This is a genomic window from Flexivirga lutea (genome assembly GCF_054778955.1).
Genome location: NZ_BAAGZB010000003.1, coordinates 295,436 through 318,908, shown reverse-complemented (window position 1 = coordinate 318,908; position 23,473 = coordinate 295,436). Strand labels below are relative to the sequence as shown.

Sequence of the window (23,473 nt, the reverse complement as noted above, 5' to 3'; positions counted from 1 at the left end):
CCGTGCAGTGCCATCTGTGGTTGTGCAGTCATTGTGCCTCATCCGTCTCACCAGCACCAGTAGCCGCTCCGCGAGGGGTCGGCGGATCACGGACCGGTCACGATCGCCGGGCGGCGCGGCGATTTCCGGAAAATGTGGTCCGCATCACCACTGATCGGATATGTTGCCGCACACAACATATTCAACTCTCCAGCGGCTCGGGTCTGGTCAATCGGCTCGTGCGTGGTGATCGAAAGGTGGAAACCCATGCGCAAAGGTGCGCTCAGCACGGTGTGTGCAATGGCGGGCATCATCGCTCTGGCCGGCTGCGGGAGCAGCAGCAGCGGCGGGTCCGGCTCGTCCAGCGGTGCCGGCGGCGCCTCCTCCCCCGCGGCGGCGGCCAGCAGTGGCAGCAGCGGTGGCAGCAGCTCGGCGGCCGCATCGGGCAGCAAGGTCGACGGCAAGGGCGCCAAGGTCGGCATCATCCTGCCGGACCGTCAGTCCTCGAACCGGTGGATCTCCTCCGACCCGGAGGCGCTGAAGGCGCGCTGCGCGGCCGACAACCTCAAGTGCGACATCCAGAACGCCAACAACTCGGCCCAGCAGATGACGACCATCGCCACCAAGATGATGAATGACGGCGTCAAGGTGCTGGCACTGGTCAACCTCGACTCGGCCTCGGCCGCGCAGATCGAGAAGACCGCCAAGTCCAAGGGCATCTACACCATCGACTACGACCGCCTGACGCTCGGCGGGTCGGCCAGCCTCTACGTGTCCTTCGACAACGTCAAGGTCGGCGAACTGCAGGGCCAGACGCTGGCCCAGTGCTCCCAGGTCAAGGGCAAGTCGGCGGTCAAGTACGTCGACCTCAACGGTGCGCCGACGGACAACAACGCCACGCTGTTCAAGCAGGGTTACGACAGCGTGCTGTCCAAGCAGAAGGGCTGGACGAAGGTCGGCGACCAGTCGGTGCCCGACTGGGACAACCAGAAGGCCGGCATCATCTTCACCTCGATGCTGCAGAAGACCCCCGACCTCAACGCGGTCATGGTCGCCAACGACGGTATGGCGGGATCGGTCGTCACCCAGCTGACCAAGCAGGGTCTGGCCGGTAAGGTCGCGGTCTCCGGTCAGGATGCGACGGTCGAAGGTCTGCAGCGGATCATGGACGGCACCCAGTGCTTCACGATCTACAAGCCGTCCAAGGAAGAGGCCTACCCGGTCGTCGACGCCGCGGCCGAGCTGGCCAACGGGCAGGCGCCGAAGACCACCCAGACCATCAAGGACACCAAGTCCGGTCGTCAGGTCCCGGCCATCCTGGCCAAGCCGATCGCGATCACCAAGGCCAACGTCGCACAGCCGATCAACGACGGCTACACGCCGAAGTCCACGACCTGCACCGGCGCCTACGCCGCCAAGTGCACGGCCGCCGGCGTCAAGTAAGCGCACTGCTCAACACCACGGGACGAGGGGTCGGGCGGACCGGCCGGTCCGGCCGACCCCTCTCCTCGCTTAGGGAGATTCATGTCTGATCAGCCGATCCTGCAGCTGCGCGGGGTCAACAAGAGCTTCGGCGCCGTGCACGTGCTGCACGACGTCGACTTCGCGGCATACGCCGGCAAGGTGACCGCGCTGGTGGGTGACAACGGCGCGGGCAAGTCCACCCTCGTCAAGTGCATCGGTGGCACCTACACGATCGATTCGGGCACCTACGAGTTCGACGGCAAGGCCGAGCACGTGACGGCGCCGCGCGACGCCTCCGCGCTGGGCGTGGAGATCGTCTACCAGGACCTCGCGCTGTGCGAGAACCTCGACGTCGTCCAGAACATGTTCCTCGGTCGTGAGCGCATGCGCGGCATCGTGCTGGACGAGGAATCGATGGAGATCGCCGCCGCCGACACCCTCACGTCGCTGTCGGTGCGCACGCTGAAGTCGGTCCGGCAGCGCGTTTCCAGCCTGTCAGGTGGCCAGCGGCAGACGGTCGCGATCGCCAAGGCGGCCCTGTGGAAGTCCAAGGTGGTCATCCTCGACGAGCCGACCGCCGCACTCGGCGTCGCCCAGACCGCACAGGTCCTGGACCTGGTCCGACGGCTGGCCGACCAGGGCACCGCCGTCATCCTCATCTCGCACAACATGCTCGACGTGCTGCAGGTCGCCGACACGATCTCGGTGCTCTACCTCGGCCAGCTGGCCGCGACCGTCAACCGTGCCGACGTCAACCAAACCCAGGTCGTCGAGTTGATCACCACCGGCCGCAGCGGCGACCTCGGCATCCAGCCCACCACGACCTCGGGAGCTGTGGCATGAGCGAGCAGACGACAACCGCAACGGCGGAGACCGAAACCGCCTCCGACGACACGGCAGCGGCCTCGACGACCGTGCACACGGGCAGCTCGATCGGCGGCTACCTGCGCAGCTACTGGCAACGCATCCGCGGCGGCGACATGGGTTCGCTGCCGGCCGTTGCGGCGCTGGTCGTGCTCTTCCTGGTCTTCTCGGTGGTCGAGGACGGCTTCCTGTCCAAGAGCAACTTCGCCAGCCTGATCACCCAGGCCGCACCCGGCATCCTGCTGGCAATGGGCCTGGTCTTCGTGCTGTTGCTGGCCGAGATCGACCTGTCGGCCGGCACCACCTCGGGTGTCAGCGGTGCGGTGGTCGCCGTGCTGCTGATGAAGAACTGGCCGTGGCCCTTGGCGGTCCTGGTCGCGCTGATCGTCGGTGCGGTGATCGGATTGCTCATCGGCTGGATGCGCACCTTCCTGCGGGTGCCGTCCTTCGTGTCGACCCTCGCGCTCTTCCTCGGCCTGCAGGGCGTCGTGCAGATCGTGGTCAACAGCGCCAACACGCAGGGCAACCTGTCACTGCAGAGCAATACCCTGGTCGCCCTGGAGAACGGCAACATGCCGCAGTGGGCGGGCTGGGTGATGGCGATCCTGTTCGTCGTCGGGTATGCCGTGCAGAAGCTGCTGGCGGTCAACGCCCGTCGGCGCAAGCACCTGCCGACCGAGCCGCTGCTGGTCACCGCGGCCAAGGTGGGCGGAATCGCGGTGCTGTCGGTCGTGTTCATCGTCGTGCTCAACCTGAACCGCTCCCCCAACGCCGCGGGCGGCACCAAGATCGTGGAGAAGAACGGCCAACTGGTCACCGAGAAGGTCGGCGGGGAATACCTCGGCGGCGTGCCGTGGGTCGTCCCGGTCATCCTGGTGCTGGTGGTCGTGCTCGCGTTCGTGCTCGGCCGCACCCGCTACGGACGGCACATCTACGCCGTCGGCGGCAGCGACGAGGCGGCTCGACGCGCCGGCATCCGGGTCGACTCGGTGCGCATCTCGGTCTTCGTCATCTGCTCGGTGCTGGCCGGCGTCTCGGGCATCGTGCTCGCCTCCCAGACCGCGGTCAACGCCTCACAGGGTGGCGGCAACACGCTGCTGCTGGCCGTCGGTGCGGCCGTCGTGGGTGGCACCAGCCTCTTCGGTGGCAAGGGCCGGATCACCGACGCCGTGGTCGGTGGTGCCGTCGTGGCGGTGATCATCAACGGTATGGCGGACCTGCTGCGCGGCGCGAACAACTCCGCCTGGCAGTGGATCGTCACCGGGTTGGTGCTGCTGCTCGCCGCCACGGTCGACGCGGTCTCCCGTCGTCGGGCCGGCGCTGCCGGCCTCGGCTGATGCCCCCGGGCGCTCGGTCCGCCGCGCGCCCCGAGCAGATCCGCCGGCACAACCTGTCGGTCGTGTTGCGCCACGTCCATCTGCACGGAGCCGTGTCCCGACCGGATCTGGCTCGGAGCACCGGCCTCAACCGCAGCACGATCGGTGCGCTGGTCCGTGACCTCGTCGACCTCGGCATGGTCACCCAGCGGACTCCGACGCGCAGCCGGGACGGCGCGGGGCGGCCGCCATACCTGGTGGTCCCCCGGCCGCGCTCGGTGCACGTCATCGCGGTCGACATCGACGTCGCCCGGGTGCTCGTCGCCGCGATCGGCCTGTCCGGTGCGGTGCTCGGCCAGGTGGAGTGGCGCCTCGCCGGTCGCGACCGGTCGGCGATCAACGTCGCCGATCGCGTGGCCGCGGCCGCCCGGGACCTGAGCGCCGCCGCCGGCGGCATACGCGTCGGCATCGGGGTGAGCCTGCCGGCGATGATCGACAACCCGCGAGGCATCGCCGTCTACGCGCCGAACCTGCAGTGGAGCAACGAACCCGTCGGCGACCTGCTGCGCCAACGCCTGGACGATCACGTCGTCATCAGCAACGACGCGGACCTCGCCGCGCTGGCCGAGCACCGGCGGGGCGTCGCGGCCGGCTACACCGACCTGGTCTACGTGCTGGGCCGGGTCGGTGTCGGTGGCGGCGTCATCATCGGCGGGGATCTGCTGCGCGGCAGCCGCGGGTATGCCGGCGAGATCGGTCACATGTCGGTGCAGGCCAACGGCCCGGTCTGCCACTGCGGCAACCGCGGCTGCCTGGAGGAGTATGTCGGCGAGGCGGCCATCCTGCGCGCCGCCGGGGCGGCCGGCATCTCCTCCCCCGAACTGGATCCGCTCTTCGACCGGGCCGGGGACGGCGACGAGGTGGCGGCCGAGGTGGTCGCCTCGATCGGGCAGTGGCTGGGTCGGGGACTGTCCAACATCTCGCACGTGCTCAACCCGGAGGCGATCGTCGCGGGCGGCCACCTGGCCGACGTCCTGCGGCTGGCCGAACCCTCAGTGCGGATCGGGCTGCAACGCGGCATGGTGACCATCGGGCGTGCTCCGATCACGTTGCTGCAGGGGCAGATCCGGCAGGCGCCGCTCGTCGGCGCCGCAGAACTGGCCTATGAACGGTTGCTCACCGCGCCCGATCTGATGACCGACGCCGTCCACGGCACACCTGCCGATCCCGCGCTCGGCGGTTAGCCTGGAGACACGACTGCGGACCAGAGGGGGCACGCGAGACGACATGGGCGGCATGGGCAACATGGACTGGATCCTGCACCTGTGTGCGGTCGGCACCTTCCTCGCGCTGCTGACCGCAGCGTTCCGGCGCGGCAACGACGCCCGGCTGCGCACGACGGTGTGCTCGGCGATCATGGCGGCGCTGGCCTTCACACCGGCCCACTGGGTGGTCCACGTCGGTATGGCGATCCTGTTGCTGTCCAGCGTGGAGTTCCTCTACCGCCCGTCCCACAAGGTATGGCGGGAGACCCTCACCTCCTTCGCGTGCCTGGCCGCGGTGACCGTCGCCGGCGCGGTCAACGACCAGTTCCCCTGGGTCGTCTTGCCGTTCGGCGTCCTGGTGGCGCTGTGGGCGCTGACCGGCGGGCCGGCCCGCAACCGGCGCAGGCACGATCGTGAACTGCGGCGCAGGGAGCGCCACGACGCGGCCACGGAAGCGTCGTCGCGGCGCAGCACGCAACGGGACCTCAACCGGCTGTTCAACGATCCCCGGCTTCCGCCACCGGTCCGGCACAATCTGCACCAGCTGCTGCGCCGGGCCGACGGGCTGCACCAGGAGCTGCGGTCCCGCGGAGCCGGCGACCGGCTGATCTTCGAGGTCGAGCAGATCCATGAGGACTTTGCGCCCACCGCGGTGCGTGGCTACCTGGCGCTTCCGGTGGAGACCGCCGACACGCAGCCGCTGCAGGAGGGCAAGACCGGTGCGACCCTGCTGGACGAACAGATCACGATGATGCACCGGGCCCTGGACGACATCGCGGCCGAGGCGCGCACCCAAGGGGCCGAGGGCATCCTGGCCAGCTATCGCTTCCTGCAGGACAAGTTCGGTCGCCCCGACGACGAACTCACCCTCTGACCGGTCAGGTCAGGGACTGTCCGGCGCCGCCGGGCATGTTGTCCAGCAGCTCGTGCGCCTTCATCGCGAACTTGTGCTCGACCAGCACCTCGTACTTCGTCGCCACCACCTGGGTGACCGACTGGAAGTCGCGCTTGCCGCCGGTGAGGCTGTAGCCGATGGCGGCCCACACGGCGCCGAAGATCGCACCGAAGATCACTGTCGAGATGACGACGCCCAGGACGTTCACCCCGGACTCGAACATCGACAGGATCAGCCCGATGAAGGCACCGAACCAGGCCCCGGACAGCGCACCACCTGCGAGCACCCGGCCCCAGGTGAGCCGGCCGACGACCCGCTCGATCTGTTTGAGCTCGGTGCCGACGATCATGCAGTTCTCGACCGGGAACTGGTTGTCGGACAGATAGTCGACCGCACGTTGAGCATCGGCATACTCGGTGAAGACGCCAAGGGACATGGGGTATTCGAGGGTCAGGCCACCGCGGAAGGAGGCACCCTGGCGACCGAAGCCGCCGCTCATCGGACTCGACATACTCCCAGCCTAACGACGTGCCGCGGTCAGCGGCGACCAGCGGTCACCAACTCGTGCCCCACGGATGGCCTGCACCGACCGCCCGTCCGCCAGCCAGCGGAGAGCCGACGCAGGACGCTGACCTGCACGTTCTTCGGTGGGGCGACTGGGGCTTGAACCCAGGACCGACGGATTATGAGTCCGCTGCTCTAACCGGCTGAGCTATCGCCCCGTGCTGCAGGGCACATTCTGACATCACCGCCGAGCGATCCGCACGGTGAGGTCACCCCACGCCGACGACACCCGGCGGGTCGCTTCGCAACGGCATGGCAACGAAATCGCGACGTACCCCAAAATGCTCAAAATTCGCTGACACCGCCTTGTAGGGTTCGTACTCATGACGGATCAGGCGCCCCCGGCGGGTGAGACCAACGTCGCCTCGGGCCAACCACTCGTGCGGATGACGGGGGTCAACAAGCATTTCGGCGATCTGCACGTGCTGCGAGACATCGATCTCGAGGTCGCCAAGGGCGAGGTCGTCGTGGTGCTCGGACCCTCGGGGTCGGGGAAGTCGACACTGTGCCGCACCATCAACCGCTTGGAGACCTTCGAGTCGGGCACCATCACCATCGACGGCGAGCCGCTGCCCGAGGAGGGCACCGAGCTGGCCAAGCTGCGCGCCGACGTGGGCATGGTCTTCCAGTCGTTCAACCTCTTCGCGCACAAGACGATCCTGCAGAACGTCACGCTGGGTCCCATCAAGGTGCGCAAGATGAGCAAGGCCGACGCGGAGACACGCGCGATGGAGTTGCTGGAGCGGGTCGGCGTCGAGGCGCAGGCGGAGAAGTATCCCGCCCAGCTGTCCGGTGGGCAGCAGCAGCGCGTCGCCATCGCCCGGTCCCTGGCGATGCGGCCGAAGGTGATGCTCTTCGACGAGCCCACCTCGGCGCTGGATCCGGAGATGATCAACGAGGTGCTCGACGTCATGTCCGGCTTGGCCAAGGACGGTATGACGATGATCGTCGTGACCCACGAGATGGGCTTCGCCCGCCGCGCCGCCGATCGGGTCGTCTTCATGGCCGACGGGCAGATCCTGGAACAGCAGACTCCGGAGGAGTTCTTCGCCAACCCGACGTCCGCACGGGCCAAGGACTTCCTGTCCAAGATCCTCACTCACTGAGCACCCTCGACCGAACAACCATCCCGACAGAACACCATGACCACCCCGTCCGCGGCGATCTTCGATCGCCGCAACCGTCACCTCGATCGCCGCGCCAACGCTTGCGATTCGTCATACCCAACCGGAGGAGAAATCTCATGAAGTTCCGCGCGATCTACGCCGCGACGGCAGCTGCCGCGCTCGGCCTGGGCCTCACCGCTTGCGGTGGCAGCTCCGGCGGCTCGAGCGCAGCCAAGGACGCCGTCTGCAAGCTGCCCGACTCCGGCCCGTCGGTCAAGATCGGCATCAAGTACGACCAGCCTGGCCTCGGCCTCAAGGACGGCGACAAGTACACCGGTTTCGACGTCGACATCGCCCGTTGCGTCGCCGCCGAAATGGGTTACAGCAAGATCGATTTCGTGCAGTCGCCGTCGCCGCAGCGCGAGAAGATGCTGCAGGCGGGCACGGTCAAGATGATCGTGGCGACCTACTCGATCACCGACAAGCGGCTGAAGGAGGTCAGCTTCGCCGGCCCGTACTTCGTCGCCGGACAATCGCTGCTGGTCGGCAAGGACTCCAAGATCAGCGGGGTCAACGACCTGGCCGGCAAGAAGGTCTGCTCCGTCACCGGCTCCACCTCGGTCGACAACCTGAAGGAGAAGGCGCCGAAGCTGGTGCCGCAGAAGTACGACACCTACTCGGCATGCGCCGAGGCGCTCGCGTCCGGCTCGATCGACGCGATGACCACCGACGACGCGATCCTGGCCGGCTACGCCAACCAGCCGCAGTACAAGGACAAGGTGAAGCTGGCCGGCGGCACCTTCAGCGAGGAGAACTACGGCATCGGTCTGAAGAAGGGCTCGGCCGACTGCGACAAGGTCGCCGCCGCCATCAAGAAGACCCTCGACAACGGCAACTGGAAGAAGGCCGTGGAGAACAACCTCGGCTCCGACTACAAGTACAACACCGAGCTCAACCCGCCGAAGTCCCCCAGCTGCAAGGCCTGAGCCTGCGGCCCGGCAGTCCGGATCCGACGGTGACCATCCGTCACGTGGCCACCGTCGGATCCGGCGACCATCCACCCCACCACAGTTAGGAAGGGCACCGCGTGTCTTCGCTCTTCTCCGACTATCAGATCTGGACCGCGCTGTGGGCCACCATCAAGCTCACCATCATCAGCGCGGTCGGCAGTCTGATCGTCGGCACGATCGTCGCCACCCTGCGGCTGTCCCCGGTCGGCATCCTGCGGTTCGTCGGCACGTCATACGTCAACATCTTCCGCAACACGCCGCTGACCCTGATCATCCTGTCGTGCAGCTTCGTGCTCTACATCCAGCTGGGCATCTCGCTGTCGGACTCGGGCAACCCGAAGTTCGCCGACGTCAACGGTTTCCGCCTGGCCGCAGTCGGTATGACGGTCTACCACGCGACCTATGTCTGCGAGGCGCTGCGGTCCGGGTTCAACACCATCCCGATCGGCCAGGCCGAAGCCGCCCGCTCCGTCGGCCTGACCTTCGGGCAGACGATGCGCGAGATCATCCTGCCGCAGGCCTTCCGCGGCGCGGTCGTGCCGTTGGGCAACACGCTGATCGCGCTCACCAAGAACACCACGGTGGCCGTGACCATCAGCGTCTACGAACTCTCCGGTGTGCTCAAGACGGTCACCGAGCGTGACCCCGGCCTGCTCAACCTGGCCTTCATGGTGGTCGGCGCCTTCTTCATCCTGCTGACGTTGCCGATGGGTGTCGGTCTCGGGTGGCTCGGCAAGCGGGTGGCGGTGAAACGATGAGTGCATCAGTCCTTTTCGACGCTCCGGGGCCGAAGGCACGGCGGCGTTACGCGATCTTCGGCGTGATCGGCGGACTCGTCTTCGCCGCGATCATGGCCCTGGTGATCTGGAAGCTGGCGGACAAGGACCAGTTCGCCAGTTACAAGTGGAAGCCGTTCATCGAGTGGTCCACCTGGAAGAGCTACATCCTGCCCGGCCTGCGCGGCACACTCATCGCTGCGGCACTCGCGATCGTGATCAGCCTGATCCTGGGTGCCGCACTGGCGATGCTGCGCCTCGTCGAAGTGCCGACCCGCAAGGGGCCGGCCGCGCTCGGCATACGCGCGCTGCGGTGGGTGGTCACCGCCTGGGTGGAGCTCACCCGTGCCATCCCGGTGCTGCTGATGATGCTGTTCATCTTCGGCTGGCTCAGCGCCCACGGCCAAGGCAGCGGCAGCGGACCACTCATCGCCACGGTGGCCGGTCTGGCGTTCTACAACTCATCGGTGATCTGCGAGGTCATCCGGTCCGGTGTCGACCAGTTGCCCAAGGGCCAGCGCGAGGCGGGCAGTTCGATCGGTCTCAGCGCCGGCCAGACGGTGCGCATCATCCTGTTGCCGCAGGCGATCACCGCCATGTTGCCGTCCCTGATCAGCCAGGTGATCGTGGTCCTGAAGGACACCGCGCTCGGCTACAACGTCCTCTACAACGAACTGCTCTATCGCAGCAAGCCGGCGACCTCGCTCAACGGCAACATCTTCGCCATGCTGGTGGTGCTGGCGGCGATCTACATCGTCATCAACTACGCGATCAGCAAGCTGGCCACCTGGGTGGAGCGCCGGCTGCAGGCCCGCGGTCGCAACACCGGTCCCGCCGCACCGGCGGGCGATCCGGCCGGACCGACGAACGCTCCAGGAGTGCCGGCCGGCGACACCGCCTGAGGAGGCCTCCATGACTCGAACGCTGCTCACCGCCCCGTACATCGTCGCGTACCAGGAGGGCGGTCACCGACTGCTGCGGGACGGTTGTGTGGTGGTCGAGGACGACCGCGTCGTGCACGTCGGCACGTCATACGACGGCTTGGTGGACGTCGAGCGCCGACTGCCCGACCGCATCATCACGCCGGGCTTCATCGACACCCATGCACACTTGCACTCCTCCCCCATCGACAAGTCGGTCCAGGAGGACCACGGGCCGCGACAGTTCTGGCTGACCGGCCTCATCGAGATCCTGCCGGCGGAGGACGCCGGGCTCACGTCCGCCGGCATGCGCAGCTGCGTCGACTACTCGCTCATCGAGCTGGCCCGGTCGGGCACGACGACGGTCATGCACCTGGGCGACGAGGCGGAGTATGTCGCCGACGAGCTCGACCGGGTCGGTCTGCGTGGGTATGTCGCTCCCTCCTACCGGTCCGGCCGGTGGTTCACGCCGGACGGCAAGCGGGTCGACTACGAGTGGGACGTCGCTGCCGGCCAGGAGGGTCTCGCCCGGGCCGTCGACTTCGTCCGGACGCAGGGATCCCGGGAAGCAGGACGCGTCCAGGGATTCCTCGGTCCCGCGCAGGTCGACACCTGCGCGGCGGAGTTGCTGCGCGACTCCAAGCAGGCGGCCCGCGAGCTCGGGGTGCCGGTCTCGCTGCACGCCGCCCAGGGCGTGTGGGAATTCAACGAGATGACCCGGCGGCACGGCCGGACGCCGATCGAATGGCTCGCCGATCTGGACTTCCTCGGACCCGACACCCTGCTCGGGCACGCCATCTTCATCACCGGGAACAGCTGGGTCAACTTCGCCGGTGACGACCTCGGCCTGCTGGCGCAGTCCGGCACGTCGGTGTCCTACAACGCCTGGTGTTTCGCGCGTCGCGGCATCCTGATGGAGTCCTTCCCGGCATACATCGAGGCGGGCGTGAACATGTGCATCGGCACTGACACCGCGCCCCAGTCGATGCTCGAATCGCTGCGGTGGACGGCGATCTCGGGGAAGATCACCTCGCGCCGCGCGGACACCTCGACCGCCAGGCGCGTGTTCGATGCCGCAACCCTGAACGCGGCGCGGCTGCTCGGCCGCGACGACCTGGGCCGGATCTCCCCCGGCGCCAAGGCCGACCTGTTGTTCTGGCGAACCGACTCCTTCGGTATGGCGCCGCTGCGTGACCCGATCCGCAACATCGTCTATTACGCGCAGCCGTCGGACCTGGCCGACGTGTGGGTCGACGGCAACCCGGTCGTCGAGGACGGCACCGTGCTGGGCACCGACCTTGAGGCGGCCGCGCGCGGTGTCCAGGCCGCCGGGGAGCGTGTCTGGGCGCACTGGCACGAGGGCGACTGGGCCGGCCGGACCCTGGAAGAGCTGGCCCCCACGACGTTACCCGATTTCGTGGAATCTCCCTGACGCCCGCCTCCGGACGAGCTTCTGGGGCGGAATTCCGACTGCGCTGACGCCCTTCCTCGGTGCCGGTGCGTAGGCTCCGAAGATGACCACCACGGGCCGTATCCGATGAGCTGGGATGACCTCGGGCACTGGGTGATGTCACCCGGTTTCGGCGGGGTTGCCGCCGTACTGGCTGCCTCGTTGGCGTTCTGGGGTGCTCAGTCCGGCCGGCGCAGCGCGGACCAGCGTGCCCGCGAAGAACGCTGGTGGGAACAAGCCCGCTGGGCCGCCGACCTGTTGCTCCAGGGAGACGATCGGCAGGCGCTGGGCATCGCAGCGTTGGACCAACTGGTGCACGAGGCTCCCGACGTGGAAGCGGCCCTGTTCGCCCGGGTGGCGCTGCAGCCGATCGTCTTCGCCGGGGAAGAAGTCGAGTTGGTGGACGGTTCACAGTTCGACGAGGCACAATCGTCATACGAGGAGACGGAGGAACAGTGATGGCCGACAACACAGCAGGCAACGCGAAGTCGGGCCGATACGTCTCCAAGAAGGAAGCCAATCGAGCCGCCGCCGCGAGGGTCTACATCGCCGCGAGCAAGAAGGCCGGCAGACCCGTCCCGCCCTCCGTGCAGCGTCTCGCCGCGCAGGGCAGCTGACTCGCACAACGGAAAACGGCCCGGATTCCCGGTCCGTTCTGCTTGCTCCCCCACTTGGACTCGAACCAAGAACCCTCCGGTTAACAGCCGAATGCTCTGCCAATTGAGCTACAGGGGATCGCGCGTCGTGCGCGAAGAAACCATAGCAAATTCGCACCCGCAACACCGAATCGGCCGGGCTACTGCAGGCCGACCGCATCCTCGACGAACGCCCTGGTCCGGGCCACCGCGTCCTGCACCTGCGGATCGTCGGCGCGGGCACCGCGGCCGAGCACCGTCTGGGTCAGCAGCGTGCCGGCCTGCAGGTCACGCCGGACGACGACACGCCCCTTGGCGCGGCCCTGCAACGGCAGTTCTTCGGCCAGCACGATGCTGGCCCGCACGCGCTCGTGGAAGGTCTCCGGCAACCGGGTGTCCTGCTCGCCGAACGTCCACTGACCGGGTCGGCCGCCGCCGATCCAGGTCACGGTGAGCGTCCATGTCTGCGGCTCCCACTGCCCTGCGTCCACCTCGTGCCAGGGACGCGCGGTGACCTCACCGCTCGTTGCCACCTCCGTCAGGTGCCAGGTGGTCGCGACGACGTGCGCACCGGTGAGCTTGTCCACCGCTGAGGCGAGCACGCGCTCACCCTTGACGAGCTCGAGTTGCTGGTGCACCTCGGGCGGAAGTTGCGGTCGGGAGCGCTTCAGGAAGGACATGCTGTCCATTCTCCACGTGGCGCCCACGGACGGGCTCACTCGGTTTCGACACGCGGCTCGTTCCTCACCGCTACTCAACCGGCGTGCGGGTGCTCACTCCAGGTTGGCCAAGAGGTCCGCCAGTGTCCGCTGCAGCGTGGTCAACTCGGCCGAGATGCCGCGCGCCTGCTCCGGATCGTCGCTGCGTCGCAACGTGCTCATCACCTGCGCGATCCTGCGCCGCAGCGCCACCTCCCGCACGCGCACGACCAACGACCGCACGTAGTGCCAGTCGGGGCGGCCCTGCGAGTCCAGCTTGGTCGGCAACGGCTCGACCGCCAGCTGGGCGACCAGCGGCCGCACCACCTCGGGCACCGTCTCGTTGATGGCCGACACCCAGGCGCTCTGGCTGCGGGTCGGGTCGATGCCGACGGTGCGCACGGCTTCGAACACGGCGCGGTGCGCCGGCGCGGTCAGATCGGCGGGATCGACCGGGTCCAGCTGCTGGGTCGGCACCGCGGACGGGAACTGCACCACGCACTGCAGCAGCATGTGCTCGGCGCGCACGATCGGGTCACGCAGGTTGGGCGGCTCGTATGCCGGCGCGGGTGCCGACGTCTCGGCGGCCGCCTCGGGCTGCCGATCCCGAGACTTCTGGGCTGCCTCTGCAATGCCGCCGCGCGGGGCGCGCCGGACCGCTTGGGTGAAGTCGTCCACGTGGACACCGATCTGCCGGGACACCTCCCGGACGAGTTCGTCGCGGCTGAGCGGGTCGCGGATGTCCGCGACGATCGGCGCCAGCGCACGCGTGGCCGCCACCCGGCCACCGACGGAGTCCAGGTCGAAACGGGCCAGCGTGGTCCGCACCACGAACTCGAACATCGGCGTCGCCCCGTCGACCAGGTCGCGCACCGCGTCGGGCCCCTCGGACATCCGCAGCTCGCACGGGTCCTGGCCGTCCGCGGCCACCGCGACATACGACTGCGAGGCCCACCGCTGGTCCTCGTCATACGCCTTGAGCGCGGCCTTCTGGCCGGCTGCGTCACCGTCGAAGGTGAAGATCACCTTGGCCGGGTCTCCCCCGCGTTCGTCGCGCAGCAATCGCCGCAGCAGTTTGATGTGCTCCACGCCGAACGCCGTCCCGCACGTCGCCACCGCCTGGGTCACGCCGGACAGGTGGGCGGCCATCACGTCGGTGTAGCCCTCGACGATGACAGCCTTGCGGTCGTCGGCGATGGACTTCTTGGCCAGGTCGAGGCCGTAGAGCACTCGCTGCTTCTTGTAGATCGCTGTCTCGCCGGTGTTGAGGTATTTGGCCGGTCGTGGGTCGCCGTCGAAGATCCGGCGGGCACCGAACCCCACTGTGTCACCGGTGATGTCGTGGATCGGCCACAGCAGCCGCCCCTGAAAGACGTCGTATCCGCCCCGGTTGATCAGCCCCGCGGCGAGCATCTCGTCGCGGTTGAATCCCTTGTCCCGCAACACTTTCGACAGGGCGTGCCCATCCGTCGGGGCGTAACCCAGGCCGAACTGCTCGGCGATCGTGCCGTCGAAGTCGCGGCCCCGGAGATAATCCCGCGCGGTGCGCGCCTCGGGCATCCCGGGCAGCAACGACGCGTAGAACTCCGCGGCCACCCGGTGTGCCTCGAGCAGCCGGGTGCGTCGGCCGATGCTCTCCTCGCGGGGCCGGACACCGTCCTCGTAGTGCAACTCGACGCCGGCCTTGCCCGCCAGCCGTTCGACGGCCTCGGCGAAGCTGAGATGGTCCACCTCCTGCACGAAGGAGATGACGTCGCCGCCCTTCTGGCAGCCGAAGCAGTGATAGAACCCCTGTGTCGGGTTGACCGAGAAGCTCGGCGTCTTCTCGTCGTGGAAGGGGCACAGGCCCACCAGGTTGCTGCCCGACCGGCGCAGCGTGACGTGCTCGCTGACCACGTCCTCGATCGAACTGCGCTCCTTGACGAGTTCGACGTCTTCGGACTTGATGCGACCCGCCATAACATCAGGCAGTCTAGGTCCCCGCGCTCATCGGGGAGGCAGCTGTCCACAAGGTCATGCCCGGTCGAGCGTCGCGAGGTCACGGACAGCGAAGCCCTGGTGCTCGAACTCTTCGTTCAGCACCGTGCGCAGACACTGCGCCACACTCCGTCCTCGGGCGTATGGCGGCCACACCCCGTCGTCGGGCACGGGCGCCGGCTGCGCCAGCTCCTCCGTCGTGCGGTCGGCCAGCCAGTCACTCAGTGCCGTCGCCTGCTGCTGCCGCACGGCCAGCACCTCCTCGAGCGTCGGGTCAGCGGCCGGGTCCAGGCCCGGCGCGGCGTCCGCCGGCACGTCGGCGATCGACAGCCCCAGCGGCGAGAACGGCTCCGTGCTCCCCAGACAGCAGCGGCTGAACCACGAGTCGTGGACGAAGACCAGGTGCCGCAGGGTCTGCAGCGTGGACCACTCTCCGCGCACCGACCTCCGCTCGATCCCCGGACATCGCCGCACGCGGTCGATGGTCGCCGCCCAGTCGTCCCGCAGCTGCCGCCAGGCGGCACGCAGGTCGGAGATCTCGTCGGAACGGATCAGCACGCGCACCGGGTGCCGCCGGTCCAGCTCTGCCTCGACGTAGGGCATCACCGCGACGCCGTTAACCGTCAGGTCGCTGATCAGCCCGTCCAGTTCAACTCCTCGGATGACGCACCCGACGAACCGGGCACCGTCGAGCACGCACTCGCGGAACTCTGCCCCGGTGAAATCACGATCGACCAAACGCTCCATCCGCGGAGCCTATGACCGTGCTGCGACACCTGCCGGTCAGCCGATCCACGTCATACGAGATCGGCGCCGAGCGCCGCGACCACATCGGCCGCCGGACCTGGCCGTGCCTGGCGCCAGCCGGTGCCCGCCCACAGGCTCACCAGCTCCCGGTCCCCGGCGGCGGCGCCCGCGGCGCGCAGCGGTTTGGTCAGCTGGTTGACGATCGGATAGACCGGCACCGCGACCGGGTCGAAACGCGCCACGAACTCATTGCGTATGGCGCGCGCCGGGCGACCGCTGAAGGCACGCGTGACGGTCAGCTCGGTGAGTCCCGGGTCGGTGAACCCGGCGCGGTAGGCGGCGTTCATGCCCGATTCGTCGGTGAGTAGGAACGCCGAACCGCATTGCACCGCAACGGCTCCCGCGTCGAGTGCATCCCGCACGTCGTGCGCCGACATGACACCGCCGGCGACCACGATCGGCAAGTGCACCTCGGCTCGCACCAGCGGCAACAGCTCACGCCAACCGCAGGCATTGGGCTCCGCCGCGACGCGGTGCGTGCCGCGGTGGCCGCCGGCGTCGGTTCCTTGCAGACACAGCAGATCCGCACCGGCATCGGCGGCGGCGCGCGCCTCGGCCGCATCGGTGACGGTGGCCAGCACCTGGGATCCGGCCGCGTGCAGGCGCTGCACCGCGTCCTCCGGCGGCGGACCGAAGATGAAGGACACCACCGCGACTCGCGCGTCCACCAGCACCTCGAGCTTCTCGGCGAAGTGGTCGGTCCCGTCCCAGCGCGGCTCGGGCAGCTCTACTCCGGCGGCGGATGCGATGGGTGCCAGGGCGTCGGCGTACGCGCGCAGCCGGTCGGTGTCGCGCTGCTCGTCGACGGGCGTCGGCAGGAAGAGGTTGACGCCGAACGGGCGGTCGGTGAGCCGACGCACGCGGGTGATGCCGTCGGCCAGCGCCGCGCCGGTCAGGTAGCCGCCGGGGAACAGCCCGAGACCGCCGGCGTCACTGATCGCGGCCGCGAGCTCCGGTGTGCCGGTGCCGGCCATCGGCGCGCCGATGATCGGCAGTGCGGAAAGGGACCAGTTCATCGGTGCGGCAGCTCCATTCACTGGGGGGATCATGACCACGCCTCGGCGAGGCCGCGGGCTCGGTGATCGGTCAGCGACGCGATCTGGTCGACGACGACCCGCAGTGCCGCCGCGTCGTCGGTGGCAGCTGCATGGTCCTCGGCGAAGAGCGGGTCGAGTCGATCGGGGTGCTCCTGGAAGACGGTGAAGAGCGTCTCGACGATGCGGCGCTGCTCGGCCTGCAGCGTGCGCCGGGCGTCGGTCATCATCACCCACCGCGCGGCGACGGCCTTGAGCATCACGCACTCGGCGAGCACGTCGGCAGGGATCACCACGTCTGCGGCGTATCGGGTCAGCGGGCCGTCGCCGTACTTGTCGCGGGTGGCCTGCTCGGCGGCGCCGACGAAGCGCCCGATCAGCCGGCTGGTCATGTCCTTGAGCTCGGCGACACCCTGCCTCCCCGGCCGCTGTTGCTGCGGTATGGCGCCGGAGGAGAGCAACCGCTCGAAAGAGCCTGCCAGCTGGGCCTTGTCGAGCTGCGGGGCGTAGATGCGCCGCGCCACGTCGGCGAGGATGTCTATCTCGTCGCGGGAGCGCAGCGCCCGCACCTCGATCAGCCCGGAGGTGATGCCGTCCTCCACGTCGTGCACCGAGTAGGCGACATCGTCGGCCCAGTCCATGACCTGCGCCTCGACGCAGCGTTGCTGCCGGCGCCCGCTGGGCACAGTCGCTCGCGCCCAGCCGAAGATCTGCTCGTCCGCCGCGTAGCAGCCGAACTTGCTGGGATGGGAACGGCTTTCACCACGGAACCACGGGTATTTGCTGGCAGCGTCCAGCGAAGCGCGCGTCAGGTTGAGGCCCACGGACTCGCCGTCGGACCTGGACCGCTTGGCCTCCAGCCGGGTCAGGATGCGGAACGTCTGCGCGTTGCCCTCGAATCCGCCGATGTGGCCGCAGAGTTCGTTCAGAGCCGACTCACCGTTGTGCCCGAACGGCGGGTGGCCCAGGTCGTGCGCGAGGCACGCGGTGTCGACGACATCGGCGTTGCAGCCGATGGCTTCGCCGAACTCGCGACCGATCTGTGCGACCTCCAGCGAATGCGTCAGCCGGTTGCGGATGAAGTCGTGGTGCGGCTGCAGCACTTGCGTCTTGGACGCCAGCCGACGCCACGCGGCCGAGTGCAGCACCCGTGCCCGGTCACGCGCGAAGTCGTCGCGGTCGGCGCGCTTCTGTGCCGGGTCCTCGCGCACGAAGCGCTGCCGGTCGTATGCCGAGTAGCTCATCGTCGGCCGATCATGCCGCGCTGCCACGGGGCAGCATGCTGCGCAGCCCCGCCCCGAGGGATCGCACCGGCCGCTCGCGGTAACCACCCATCACCAGACCGGCGTTGCGCTCGAAGACATTGCGCGATGCGAAGTCGCCGGTGCGCAGCCACGACCAGCCGAGCGCCACGGCATACAGCGGCAGGAAAGGCAGACCGCCGCAGACGACGTATTGCCAGCTGTGTTGCTCCTCGTGCGTGATCAGGTCGGCATCATTGAGGTGCAACTGATCCCAATCGTCTTTGCTGACAACGACATTCCCGATGGTGAAGGCACCCGCCACCGGGAACCCGAGGCGGTAACCCCCTGCCAGGTAGAGACCGCGGGGTCCGGTCGCAATGTGCGCCCGGCCGATCCGCGCGACGAGCAGGCCGACAGCCGTCGATCCGTTGACCCAGTTGGCGCACCACTTGACGCGTTGCGCCACCGTCATGGTCCCCGAGGCCGTCACTCTGCGGCGCCCTCGATGTTCTTCAGCAGTTCGCGGGCGAAGACCGGCAACCAGCCGCGCTGGCGCTGTGACCACGCCTGCGCGACCGGGTCGATCGGGTAGAGCACGCCGAGGTCGTCCGCGGAGGACAGCGCCAGGTCGGTGCCTTGCGCGTCCTCGACCACTCGCCATTGAAGCGCCGAATGGCGTTGCAAATATTCGCCCATCGCCATGGCGATCATCGTCAGCGTCGGCGTGGGGTCGCCCCGGTCGGCCGCGGGTGTGAGCAGCACATCGTGCACGTAGTCGTCGTAGGCCCTGCCGATCGACTCCAGGTCGTCGACATCCACCCCGGCCGCCTGCGCGTCACCGAGCCAACCGGCCAGCGCCCGCTGGGCCGACCGGTCCAGCGGCTGGACGGTGATCTCGGCGGTCATGACGCGTAACGGGCGGCGGTGCGGGCGCGAGCCTTGGCGGCCTCCTCCTCGCGGTTCTTCGGCGGCGCCGTCGTCACGAGGGAGTCGATGAGCTCGCGGCTGGCTGCGGTGATCGCGGCCACCGCCGTGTCGTAGGCGGCCTGGTTGGTCTTCGACGGCTTGGCGCTGCCGGCGATCTTGCGGACGAACTGCAGTGCGGCGGCGGCGACCTCGTCGTCGGTGGCCGGTGGTTCGAAGTTGTTCAGCGGGCGGATGTTGCGGCACATGCCTTCATTGAACCCGATGTGGGCGCGGGGGACGAGTAACGCGCGCCGGGGCCGCCGCAACTCGCGGCGACCCCGGGGTCGTGAGCGGCCGGATCGCTCAGGCGAGCTGAGCGCGCGCCTGCGCCGCGGCCTTGGCGGCCTGCTTGGCGGCCTGGCGGCCGGCCTTGCCGCCGCGGTCGCGGACCGCCTCGGCCACCACGGGAGCGTTCTCGCGGGCGGCTTCGGCGACGGCCTCGCCGCGTTCCTTCATCGCTTCGGCCACGACCGGCGCCTGCTCCTTGGCGACACTCGCCCAGTGTGCACCGTGCTCCTTGGCCGCTTCGGCGACATGGCCGACGGTCTCCTTCAGCGACTGCACGGTGTCCGAGCTGTCGCTGCCGCTCGGCAGCGCCGACGAGACGGCTTCGCCCGCCCGGTGGGCGGCGGCCTTGCTGCGCCATACGGCACTGGGCTTGCCCTCGGTGTCGACGGCCGCGATGAGCAGCCCGCCGAACAGGCTGACGTTCTTGAAGAAGTGGATCTGCTGCTGGGCGCGCTTGGCCGGGTCGTCCTCCTGCCAGAAGGCGTGCCCGGCCAGTGTGGTCGGCACCAGCGAGGCGGCGAGGACCGCGGAGGCCACGCGGGGGAACCTGCCGGTGGCGAGCATCAGGCCGCCGACGACGTGCACGGCTCCGTTGACGCGCACCGCGGTGGCCGGGTCCGAGGGCACCAGCGAGGACAGCTGCGGGGGCAGCAGCGACCGGAGCTTGTCGACCACCGGTGCAGCCGCGGGAGCGGGCCGGTCCGGGTTGCGCAGCGAATTGAACCCGGCGGTCAGGAAGATCGACGACAACATCGGGCGGGCAAGGCGACGAACAAGCACGGGTTGGCCTCCATTGATCGGTCTCGCGGCTCGGGCGCCCGTGTGCAGGCACCTGGGGACCCCACGAGCCTACCCACGCCCGGTTCGTCCATGCGTCCAGCGCCCCGTTGCGACGTCTGCCCGCGGCCAGCAGACTGCAGGTATGACGCGCCCCACGCATCCGCTGATCGTCCCGACGGCACTGGCCACCGTGCTGGACACGGTCACCGTGCTCGACACCCGGTGGCAGATGGGCCAGCAGTCGCGCCGGCCGGCATACGACGCCGGCCACCTGCCCGGTGCCGCGTGGGTCGAGTTCGAGGGGGTGATGGCGGACGCGCCCGGCGACGGTGGACGCCATCCGATGCCGCAACGTGAGGTCTTCGCCTCGGCGATGCGCGCCGCGGGAGTCGACAACGACCGGCCGGTCGTGGTCTACGACGACGGGAATTCCCTTGCTGCGAGCCGGTGTTGGTGGCTGCTGAAGTATTTCGGCAAGGAGGACGTCCAGGTCCTCGACGGCGGGTATGCCGCGTGGCAGGCGGCCGGGCTGCCGGTGTCGGCGCAGGAGCCGGACGTCGCCGCCGGGGACTTCTGCCCGACCGACCCGGGTGCGGCGCTGCTGGACGCCGACGGCGCCGCCGACTTCGCCAGCGCCAAACTGTTGCTCGACGCCCGGCCCGCCGACCGGTTCGCCGGACAGAACGAGACGATCGATCCCGTCGCCGGGCACATTCCCGGCGCGATCTCCGTGCCTGCTCTGGCCAACGTCGACGCGGACGGTGCCTTCTTGTCCGCCGACGACCTGGCGATGCGCTTCACCGCGCTGGGCATCCGTCCCGACAGCGAGGTCGGCGTCTACTGCGGTTCAGGGGTGCAGGCGACCCACTTGGCGCTGGCGCTCGAGGCATCCGGCATCCACCCCCAGACCAGCGTCTACATCGGCTCCTGGTCGCACTGGATCACCGACGACGAGCGACCGGTGGAGGTGTAGCCGGCGACGGCCGGACGGTCACGCCCCCTGGATTCGGGCGCGGTGCGGGTTCGCAGCGCGCGTACCGGCAGGATGAACACATGCCAGCTCGTGACGTCGCCCCGACAACACCGTCGCTCGAAGACCGGGTCGCCGCGGCCATGCCGCATGCTCGGCGCCTGCTCGGACACGACGTCCACCCGCCCGCCGATGCGCTGACCCGCGTGGCGGAACATCTCCCGCCGGGCACCGAATGGGACCGGTACGGCGCCGGCGGCCCGGTCGCCGACCTCGAGTCACGAGTCGGCGAACTGCTCGGCAAGCCCGCGGTGGCGTTCTTCCCGAGCGGGGTCATGGCCCAGCAGGCGGCCCTGCGCTGCTGGACCGACCGGTCGCGCTGCCGACGGGTGGCGTTGCCCGACCTGTCGCACCTGCTGCGGCACGAGCTGGACGGTCCTGCGCTGCTGCACGACCTGCGCTACGAACGGCTCGGCACCGGTCGGCAACTGCCGACCGTCGCCCACCTGGACGCCATACCCGGCCCACTCGGCGCAGTGTTGCTGGAGCTTCCACTGCGGGAGGCGGGCTTCATCCTGCCGACGTTCGCCGAGCTGGCCGAGTTCAGCGCCCGCTGCCGGGACCGCGGCGCACCGCTCCACCTGGACGGTGCACGGCTGTGGGAGTCGACGCCGCACCTGGGCGAGCCGCTGGCGGAGGTCGCCGCACTGGCCGACAGCGTCTACGTCTCGTTCTACAAAGGACTCGGTGCGTTCGCGGGGGCGGCTCTCGCCGGACCGGAGGACCTCGTGGCCGAGGCACGTCAGTGGCGTCGCCGGCTGGGCGGGACCCTCTATGGCATGACGGCCGATGCGGCATCTGCGCTCGCCGGGCTCGACGAGCACCTGGACCGGATGACCGAATACCGGGACCGCGCGGTCGAGATCGCCGCGCTCCTGGACGCACGAGGCGTGCGCGTCGTTCCGGACCCGCCGCACACGCGTGAGTTCGTCGTGTACGCGCCAGCGGACCCCGACGCACTGCGCGAGAAGGTGGTCCAGTTACTGGAACGCGACCGCGTGATGGCTGTCCGCGGCTGGTCGGCGGCCGACGTCCCGGGGTGGTCGTGGGCCGAGGTGTCGGTCGGCTCGGCCACGATGCGATCGACCGCGCGCGAGGTCGCCGACGTCATCGCCTCCGTCGCCCTGGAGTGACGGTGGTCAGCCGCCGCTGCTCCACGCCTCGGCGGCCGCGACGTCCCGCCGGGTGTGCTCGTCGACCGTCCGGGAGTCGAGCCAGCCCTCCGGCAGCACGACCTTGCGCTCGGAGCCGGCGCGGCCGCGCTGACCCTCGGCGGCCTCTCCCGGCCACGGCTGGTCGAGGTCGAGGCTGCCGATCAGCTCGTCGAGCGACGCAAGCGATTTCACCAGGCCGAGGTTCGCCCGCAGCTGCGAGCCGACGCGGAATCCCTTGAAGTACCAGGCGATGTGCTTGCGTATGTCGCGGCAGGCCTTGTCCTCGGACTCGAAGAACTCGGCCAGGTAGACGGCGTGCAGCCGCAGCGTCTCGGCGACTTCGCGCATCGTCGGCTGCACCCGGGTCGAACCGCCGGCGAAGGCGGCCGCGAGGTCGGTGAACAGCCACGGCCGGCCCAGGCAGCCGCGCCCGACGACGACTCCGTCGCAGCCGGTCTCGCGCACCATGCGCAGCGCGTCCTCCGCGGACCAGATGTCGCCGTTGCCCAGCACCGGGATGCTGGTGACCGTCTTCTTCAGCTGCGCGATCGCCTCCCACCGGGCGGTGCCGGAGTAGGCCTGCGCCGCGGTGCGGGCGTGCAGGGCCACGGCGGCCGCGCCCTCGCCCTCGGCGATGCGTCCGGCCTCCAGGAAGGTCAGGTGGTCCTCGTCGATCCCGCGGCGCATCTTGACGGTCACCGGGATGTCGTACGGCGCCGCCGCCTTCACGGCCGCGGAGACGACGCCCCGGAAGAGGTCGGTCTTCCACGGCAAGGCCGATCCCCCGCCCCTGCGGGTGACCTTCGGCACCGGGCAGCCGAAGTTGAGATCGATGTGATCACAACGGTTTTCGCTGGCCAGGAGGTGCGCCGCCCGCCCGGTGGTCTCCGGGTCGACGCTGTAGAGCTGGATCGACCGGGGCGACTCGTCCGGGTCGTGCTCGATCAGCCGCAGCGTCATCGCGTTGCGCTCGACGAGCGCTCGCGAGGTGATCATCTCGCTGACGTAGAGACTGGTCGCCGCGGAGGCGCCACCCGCCGCCGCGCCGGCGTCGCCATACCGGCGGCACAGGCGGCGGAACGCCCGGTTGGTGATGCCCGCCATCGGCGCCAGCACGACCGGCGAGGCGATCGTGTGCCTGCCGATCCGGAGCGGCGGCAGGACGGGTGTCGGAGTCAGGGTGTCGGTCATCGCGTCATACATCGTCCCAGGAGGGCGGCGCCCGGCCCAAATCGCGCTTCCGACGTCCAC

25 protein-coding genes and 2 tRNA genes are annotated in these 23,473 nt (G+C 69.1%); 14 read left to right on the top strand and 13 right to left on the bottom strand.

What is annotated here, in order from left to right; all coding sequences use genetic code 11:
* Positions 1 to 246: 246 nt before the first annotated feature.
* The 5 genes from ACYVBN_RS14235 to ACYVBN_RS14215 all read left to right on the top strand — a co-directional run bounded on the left by ACYVBN_RS14235 (position 247) and on the right by ACYVBN_RS14215 (position 5,762).
* Entirely contained in the window at positions 247 to 1,422 is a 1,176-nt protein-coding gene (locus ACYVBN_RS14235; protein WP_460601094.1) for a sugar ABC transporter substrate-binding protein, read from the top strand.
* A gap of 81 nt (positions 1,423 to 1,503) precedes the next feature.
* Positions 1,504 to 2,286, top strand: coding sequence for an ATP-binding cassette domain-containing protein (locus ACYVBN_RS14230; protein WP_440282338.1), 783 nt, complete (start codon positions 1,504 to 1,506; stop codon positions 2,284 to 2,286).
* A complete protein-coding gene (locus tag ACYVBN_RS14225) occupies positions 2,283 to 3,644 on the top strand; it encodes a sugar ABC transporter permease (RefSeq protein WP_460601093.1) in 1,362 nt (453 codons plus the stop codon). Before ACYVBN_RS14230 ends, ACYVBN_RS14225 begins: the two co-directional genes overlap by 4 nt.
* Entirely contained in the window at positions 3,644 to 4,867 is a 1,224-nt protein-coding gene (locus ACYVBN_RS14220) for an ROK family transcriptional regulator (protein ID WP_440282340.1), read from the top strand. Before ACYVBN_RS14225 ends, ACYVBN_RS14220 begins: the two co-directional genes overlap by 1 nt.
* Before the next feature lie 52 nt (positions 4,868 to 4,919).
* Complete coding sequence (locus tag ACYVBN_RS14215; protein ID WP_460601092.1) at positions 4,920 to 5,762, top strand: hypothetical protein; 843 nt, start codon at positions 4,920 to 4,922, stop codon at positions 5,760 to 5,762.
* A 4-nt stretch (positions 5,763 to 5,766) separates the two neighbouring features.
* Here the strand turns inward: ACYVBN_RS14215 and ACYVBN_RS14210 are convergent, their stop codons facing one another.
* Both ACYVBN_RS14210 and ACYVBN_RS14205 read right to left on the bottom strand, forming a co-directional pair.
* Positions 5,767 to 6,294, bottom strand: coding sequence for a YflT domain-containing protein (locus tag ACYVBN_RS14210; protein WP_440282342.1), 528 nt, complete (start codon positions 6,292 to 6,294; stop codon positions 5,767 to 5,769).
* A gap of 137 nt (positions 6,295 to 6,431) precedes the next feature.
* Positions 6,432 to 6,505: transfer RNA gene (locus tag ACYVBN_RS14205), tRNA-Ile, on the bottom strand.
* A 165-nt stretch (positions 6,506 to 6,670) separates the two neighbouring features.
* On the opposite strand from ACYVBN_RS14205, the gene ACYVBN_RS14200 reads away from it, so the two are divergent.
* From ACYVBN_RS14200 to ACYVBN_RS14170, 7 genes are all read left to right on the top strand, one after another.
* The gene (locus ACYVBN_RS14200; RefSeq protein WP_440282343.1) at positions 6,671 to 7,453 is read left to right on the top strand and encodes an amino acid ABC transporter ATP-binding protein; all 783 of its coding nucleotides are present in this window, start codon (positions 6,671 to 6,673) and stop codon (positions 7,451 to 7,453) included.
* A 137-nt stretch (positions 7,454 to 7,590) separates the two neighbouring features.
* Positions 7,591 to 8,439: a glutamate ABC transporter substrate-binding protein gene (locus ACYVBN_RS14195; protein WP_460601091.1), complete on the top strand. Its 849-nt coding sequence runs from the start codon at positions 7,591 to 7,593 to the stop codon at positions 8,437 to 8,439.
* 101 nt (positions 8,440 to 8,540) lie between these two features.
* Positions 8,541 to 9,221 carry an amino acid ABC transporter permease gene (locus tag ACYVBN_RS14190; protein ID WP_460601090.1) on the top strand — a complete coding sequence of 227 codons (681 nt, stop codon included), beginning with the start codon at positions 8,541 to 8,543 and terminating at the stop codon, positions 9,219 to 9,221.
* Positions 9,218 to 10,141 carry an amino acid ABC transporter permease gene (locus ACYVBN_RS14185; RefSeq protein WP_460601089.1) on the top strand — a complete coding sequence of 308 codons (924 nt, stop codon included), beginning with the start codon at positions 9,218 to 9,220 and terminating at the stop codon, positions 10,139 to 10,141. Before ACYVBN_RS14190 ends, ACYVBN_RS14185 begins: the two co-directional genes overlap by 4 nt.
* Positions 10,142 to 10,151: 10 nt before the next feature.
* Entirely contained in the window at positions 10,152 to 11,591 is a 1,440-nt protein-coding gene (locus ACYVBN_RS14180) for an amidohydrolase family protein (RefSeq protein WP_460601088.1), read from the top strand.
* A 105-nt stretch (positions 11,592 to 11,696) separates the two neighbouring features.
* Positions 11,697 to 12,068, top strand: a complete 372-nt coding sequence (locus ACYVBN_RS14175; protein ID WP_440282571.1) for a hypothetical protein — start codon at positions 11,697 to 11,699, stop codon at positions 12,066 to 12,068.
* Complete coding sequence (locus tag ACYVBN_RS14170; protein ID WP_440282570.1) at positions 12,068 to 12,226, top strand: hypothetical protein; 159 nt, start codon at positions 12,068 to 12,070, stop codon at positions 12,224 to 12,226. The genes ACYVBN_RS14175 and ACYVBN_RS14170 overlap by 1 nt, the downstream gene beginning before the upstream one ends.
* Positions 12,227 to 12,271: 45 nt before the next feature.
* Here the strand turns inward: ACYVBN_RS14170 and ACYVBN_RS14165 are convergent.
* From ACYVBN_RS14165 to ACYVBN_RS14120, 10 genes are all read right to left on the bottom strand, one after another.
* Positions 12,272 to 12,344, bottom strand: a tRNA-Asn gene (locus ACYVBN_RS14165).
* 61 nt (positions 12,345 to 12,405) lie between these two features.
* Positions 12,406 to 12,924 carry a hypothetical protein gene (locus ACYVBN_RS14160; protein ID WP_460601087.1) on the bottom strand — a complete coding sequence of 173 codons (519 nt, stop codon included), beginning with the start codon at positions 12,922 to 12,924 and terminating at the stop codon, positions 12,406 to 12,408.
* Between the two features lie 93 nt (positions 12,925 to 13,017).
* A complete protein-coding gene (gene dnaG / locus ACYVBN_RS14155) occupies positions 13,018 to 14,901 on the bottom strand; it encodes a DNA primase (protein ID WP_460601086.1) in 1,884 nt (627 codons plus the stop codon).
* Between the two features lie 54 nt (positions 14,902 to 14,955).
* Positions 14,956 to 15,666, bottom strand: coding sequence for a DinB family protein (locus ACYVBN_RS14150; protein ID WP_440282567.1), 711 nt, complete (start codon positions 15,664 to 15,666; stop codon positions 14,956 to 14,958).
* Between the two features lie 50 nt (positions 15,667 to 15,716).
* Positions 15,717 to 16,742 carry an NAD(P)H-dependent flavin oxidoreductase gene (locus ACYVBN_RS14145; protein ID WP_460601085.1) on the bottom strand — a complete coding sequence of 342 codons (1,026 nt, stop codon included), beginning with the start codon at positions 16,740 to 16,742 and terminating at the stop codon, positions 15,717 to 15,719.
* A 29-nt stretch (positions 16,743 to 16,771) separates the two neighbouring features.
* Positions 16,772 to 18,031 carry a deoxyguanosinetriphosphate triphosphohydrolase gene (locus ACYVBN_RS14140; RefSeq protein WP_460601084.1) on the bottom strand — a complete coding sequence of 420 codons (1,260 nt, stop codon included), beginning with the start codon at positions 18,029 to 18,031 and terminating at the stop codon, positions 16,772 to 16,774.
* On the bottom strand, positions 18,015 to 18,494 hold the full coding sequence (locus ACYVBN_RS14135) for a hypothetical protein (protein ID WP_460601083.1): 480 nt from the start codon (positions 18,492 to 18,494) through the stop codon (positions 18,015 to 18,017). The genes ACYVBN_RS14140 and ACYVBN_RS14135 overlap by 17 nt, the downstream gene beginning before the upstream one ends.
* Positions 18,491 to 18,910 (bottom strand): DUF3806 domain-containing protein, encoded by a 420-nt coding sequence (locus ACYVBN_RS14130; protein ID WP_460601082.1) that lies wholly within the window; start codon positions 18,908 to 18,910, stop codon positions 18,491 to 18,493. The genes ACYVBN_RS14135 and ACYVBN_RS14130 overlap by 4 nt, the downstream gene beginning before the upstream one ends.
* On the bottom strand, positions 18,907 to 19,176 hold the full coding sequence (locus ACYVBN_RS14125; protein ID WP_460601081.1) for a DUF2277 domain-containing protein: 270 nt from the start codon (positions 19,174 to 19,176) through the stop codon (positions 18,907 to 18,909). Before ACYVBN_RS14125 ends, ACYVBN_RS14130 begins: the two co-directional genes overlap by 4 nt.
* Before the next feature lie 97 nt (positions 19,177 to 19,273).
* The gene (locus tag ACYVBN_RS14120) at positions 19,274 to 20,038 is read right to left on the bottom strand and encodes a DoxX family membrane protein (RefSeq protein ID WP_460601080.1); all 765 of its coding nucleotides are present in this window, start codon (positions 20,036 to 20,038) and stop codon (positions 19,274 to 19,276) included.
* A gap of 142 nt (positions 20,039 to 20,180) precedes the next feature.
* Between ACYVBN_RS14120 and ACYVBN_RS14115 the strand changes: the two genes are divergently transcribed.
* Positions 20,181 to 21,011: a sulfurtransferase gene (locus ACYVBN_RS14115; protein ID WP_460601079.1), complete on the top strand. Its 831-nt coding sequence runs from the start codon at positions 20,181 to 20,183 to the stop codon at positions 21,009 to 21,011.
* 80 nt (positions 21,012 to 21,091) lie between these two features.
* A complete protein-coding gene (locus ACYVBN_RS14110; RefSeq protein ID WP_460601078.1) occupies positions 21,092 to 22,201 on the top strand; it encodes a threonine aldolase family protein in 1,110 nt (369 codons plus the stop codon).
* A gap of 6 nt (positions 22,202 to 22,207) precedes the next feature.
* On the opposite strand, the gene dusB is transcribed toward ACYVBN_RS14110, so the two are convergent.
* Positions 22,208 to 23,413 (bottom strand): tRNA dihydrouridine synthase, encoded by a 1,206-nt coding sequence (gene dusB / locus ACYVBN_RS14105; RefSeq protein WP_460601077.1) that lies wholly within the window; start codon positions 23,411 to 23,413, stop codon positions 22,208 to 22,210.
* Positions 23,414 to 23,473 lie beyond the last annotated feature (60 nt).

What these genes read in the sequence shown, in the direction of transcription:
- ACYVBN_RS14160 (WP_460601087.1), bottom strand. Translation starts at nt 12,924, where the DNA reads ATGTCCTTCCTGAAGCGCTCCCGACCGCAACTTCCGCCCGAGGTGCAC.
- ACYVBN_RS14230 (WP_440282338.1), top strand. Translation starts at nt 1,504, where the DNA reads ATGTCTGATCAGCCGATCCTGCAGCTGCGCGGGGTCAACAAGAGCTTC.
- ACYVBN_RS14115 (WP_460601079.1), top strand. Translation starts at nt 20,181, where the DNA reads ATGACGCGCCCCACGCATCCGCTGATCGTCCCGACGGCACTGGCCACC.
- ACYVBN_RS14235 (WP_460601094.1), top strand. Translation starts at nt 247, where the DNA reads ATGCGCAAAGGTGCGCTCAGCACGGTGTGTGCAATGGCGGGCATCATC.
- ACYVBN_RS14180 (WP_460601088.1), top strand. Translation starts at nt 10,152, where the DNA reads ATGACTCGAACGCTGCTCACCGCCCCGTACATCGTCGCGTACCAGGAG.
- ACYVBN_RS14125 (WP_460601081.1), bottom strand. Translation starts at nt 19,176, where the DNA reads ATGTGCCGCAACATCCGCCCGCTGAACAACTTCGAACCACCGGCCACC.
- ACYVBN_RS14210 (WP_440282342.1), bottom strand. Translation starts at nt 6,294, where the DNA reads ATGTCGAGTCCGATGAGCGGCGGCTTCGGTCGCCAGGGTGCCTCCTTC.
- ACYVBN_RS14130 (WP_460601082.1), bottom strand. Translation starts at nt 18,910, where the DNA reads ATGACCGCCGAGATCACCGTCCAGCCGCTGGACCGGTCGGCCCAGCGG.
- dnaG (WP_460601086.1), bottom strand. Translation starts at nt 14,901, where the DNA reads ATGGCGGGTCGCATCAAGTCCGAAGACGTCGAACTCGTCAAGGAGCGC.
- ACYVBN_RS14150 (WP_440282567.1), bottom strand. Translation starts at nt 15,666, where the DNA reads ATGGAGCGTTTGGTCGATCGTGATTTCACCGGGGCAGAGTTCCGCGAG.
- ACYVBN_RS14195 (WP_460601091.1), top strand. Translation starts at nt 7,591, where the DNA reads ATGAAGTTCCGCGCGATCTACGCCGCGACGGCAGCTGCCGCGCTCGGC.
- ACYVBN_RS14110 (WP_460601078.1), top strand. Translation starts at nt 21,092, where the DNA reads ATGCCAGCTCGTGACGTCGCCCCGACAACACCGTCGCTCGAAGACCGG.
- ACYVBN_RS14145 (WP_460601085.1), bottom strand. Translation starts at nt 16,742, where the DNA reads ATGAACTGGTCCCTTTCCGCACTGCCGATCATCGGCGCGCCGATGGCC.
- ACYVBN_RS14220 (WP_440282340.1), top strand. Translation starts at nt 3,644, where the DNA reads ATGCCCCCGGGCGCTCGGTCCGCCGCGCGCCCCGAGCAGATCCGCCGG.
- ACYVBN_RS14225 (WP_460601093.1), top strand. Translation starts at nt 2,283, where the DNA reads ATGAGCGAGCAGACGACAACCGCAACGGCGGAGACCGAAACCGCCTCC.
- ACYVBN_RS14170 (WP_440282570.1), top strand. Translation starts at nt 12,068, where the DNA reads ATGGCCGACAACACAGCAGGCAACGCGAAGTCGGGCCGATACGTCTCC.
- ACYVBN_RS14200 (WP_440282343.1), top strand. Translation starts at nt 6,671, where the DNA reads ATGACGGATCAGGCGCCCCCGGCGGGTGAGACCAACGTCGCCTCGGGC.
- ACYVBN_RS14215 (WP_460601092.1), top strand. Translation starts at nt 4,920, where the DNA reads ATGGGCAACATGGACTGGATCCTGCACCTGTGTGCGGTCGGCACCTTC.
- dusB (WP_460601077.1), bottom strand. Translation starts at nt 23,413, where the DNA reads ATGACCGACACCCTGACTCCGACACCCGTCCTGCCGCCGCTCCGGATC.
- ACYVBN_RS14185 (WP_460601089.1), top strand. Translation starts at nt 9,218, where the DNA reads ATGAGTGCATCAGTCCTTTTCGACGCTCCGGGGCCGAAGGCACGGCGG.
- ACYVBN_RS14175 (WP_440282571.1), top strand. Translation starts at nt 11,697, where the DNA reads ATGAGCTGGGATGACCTCGGGCACTGGGTGATGTCACCCGGTTTCGGC.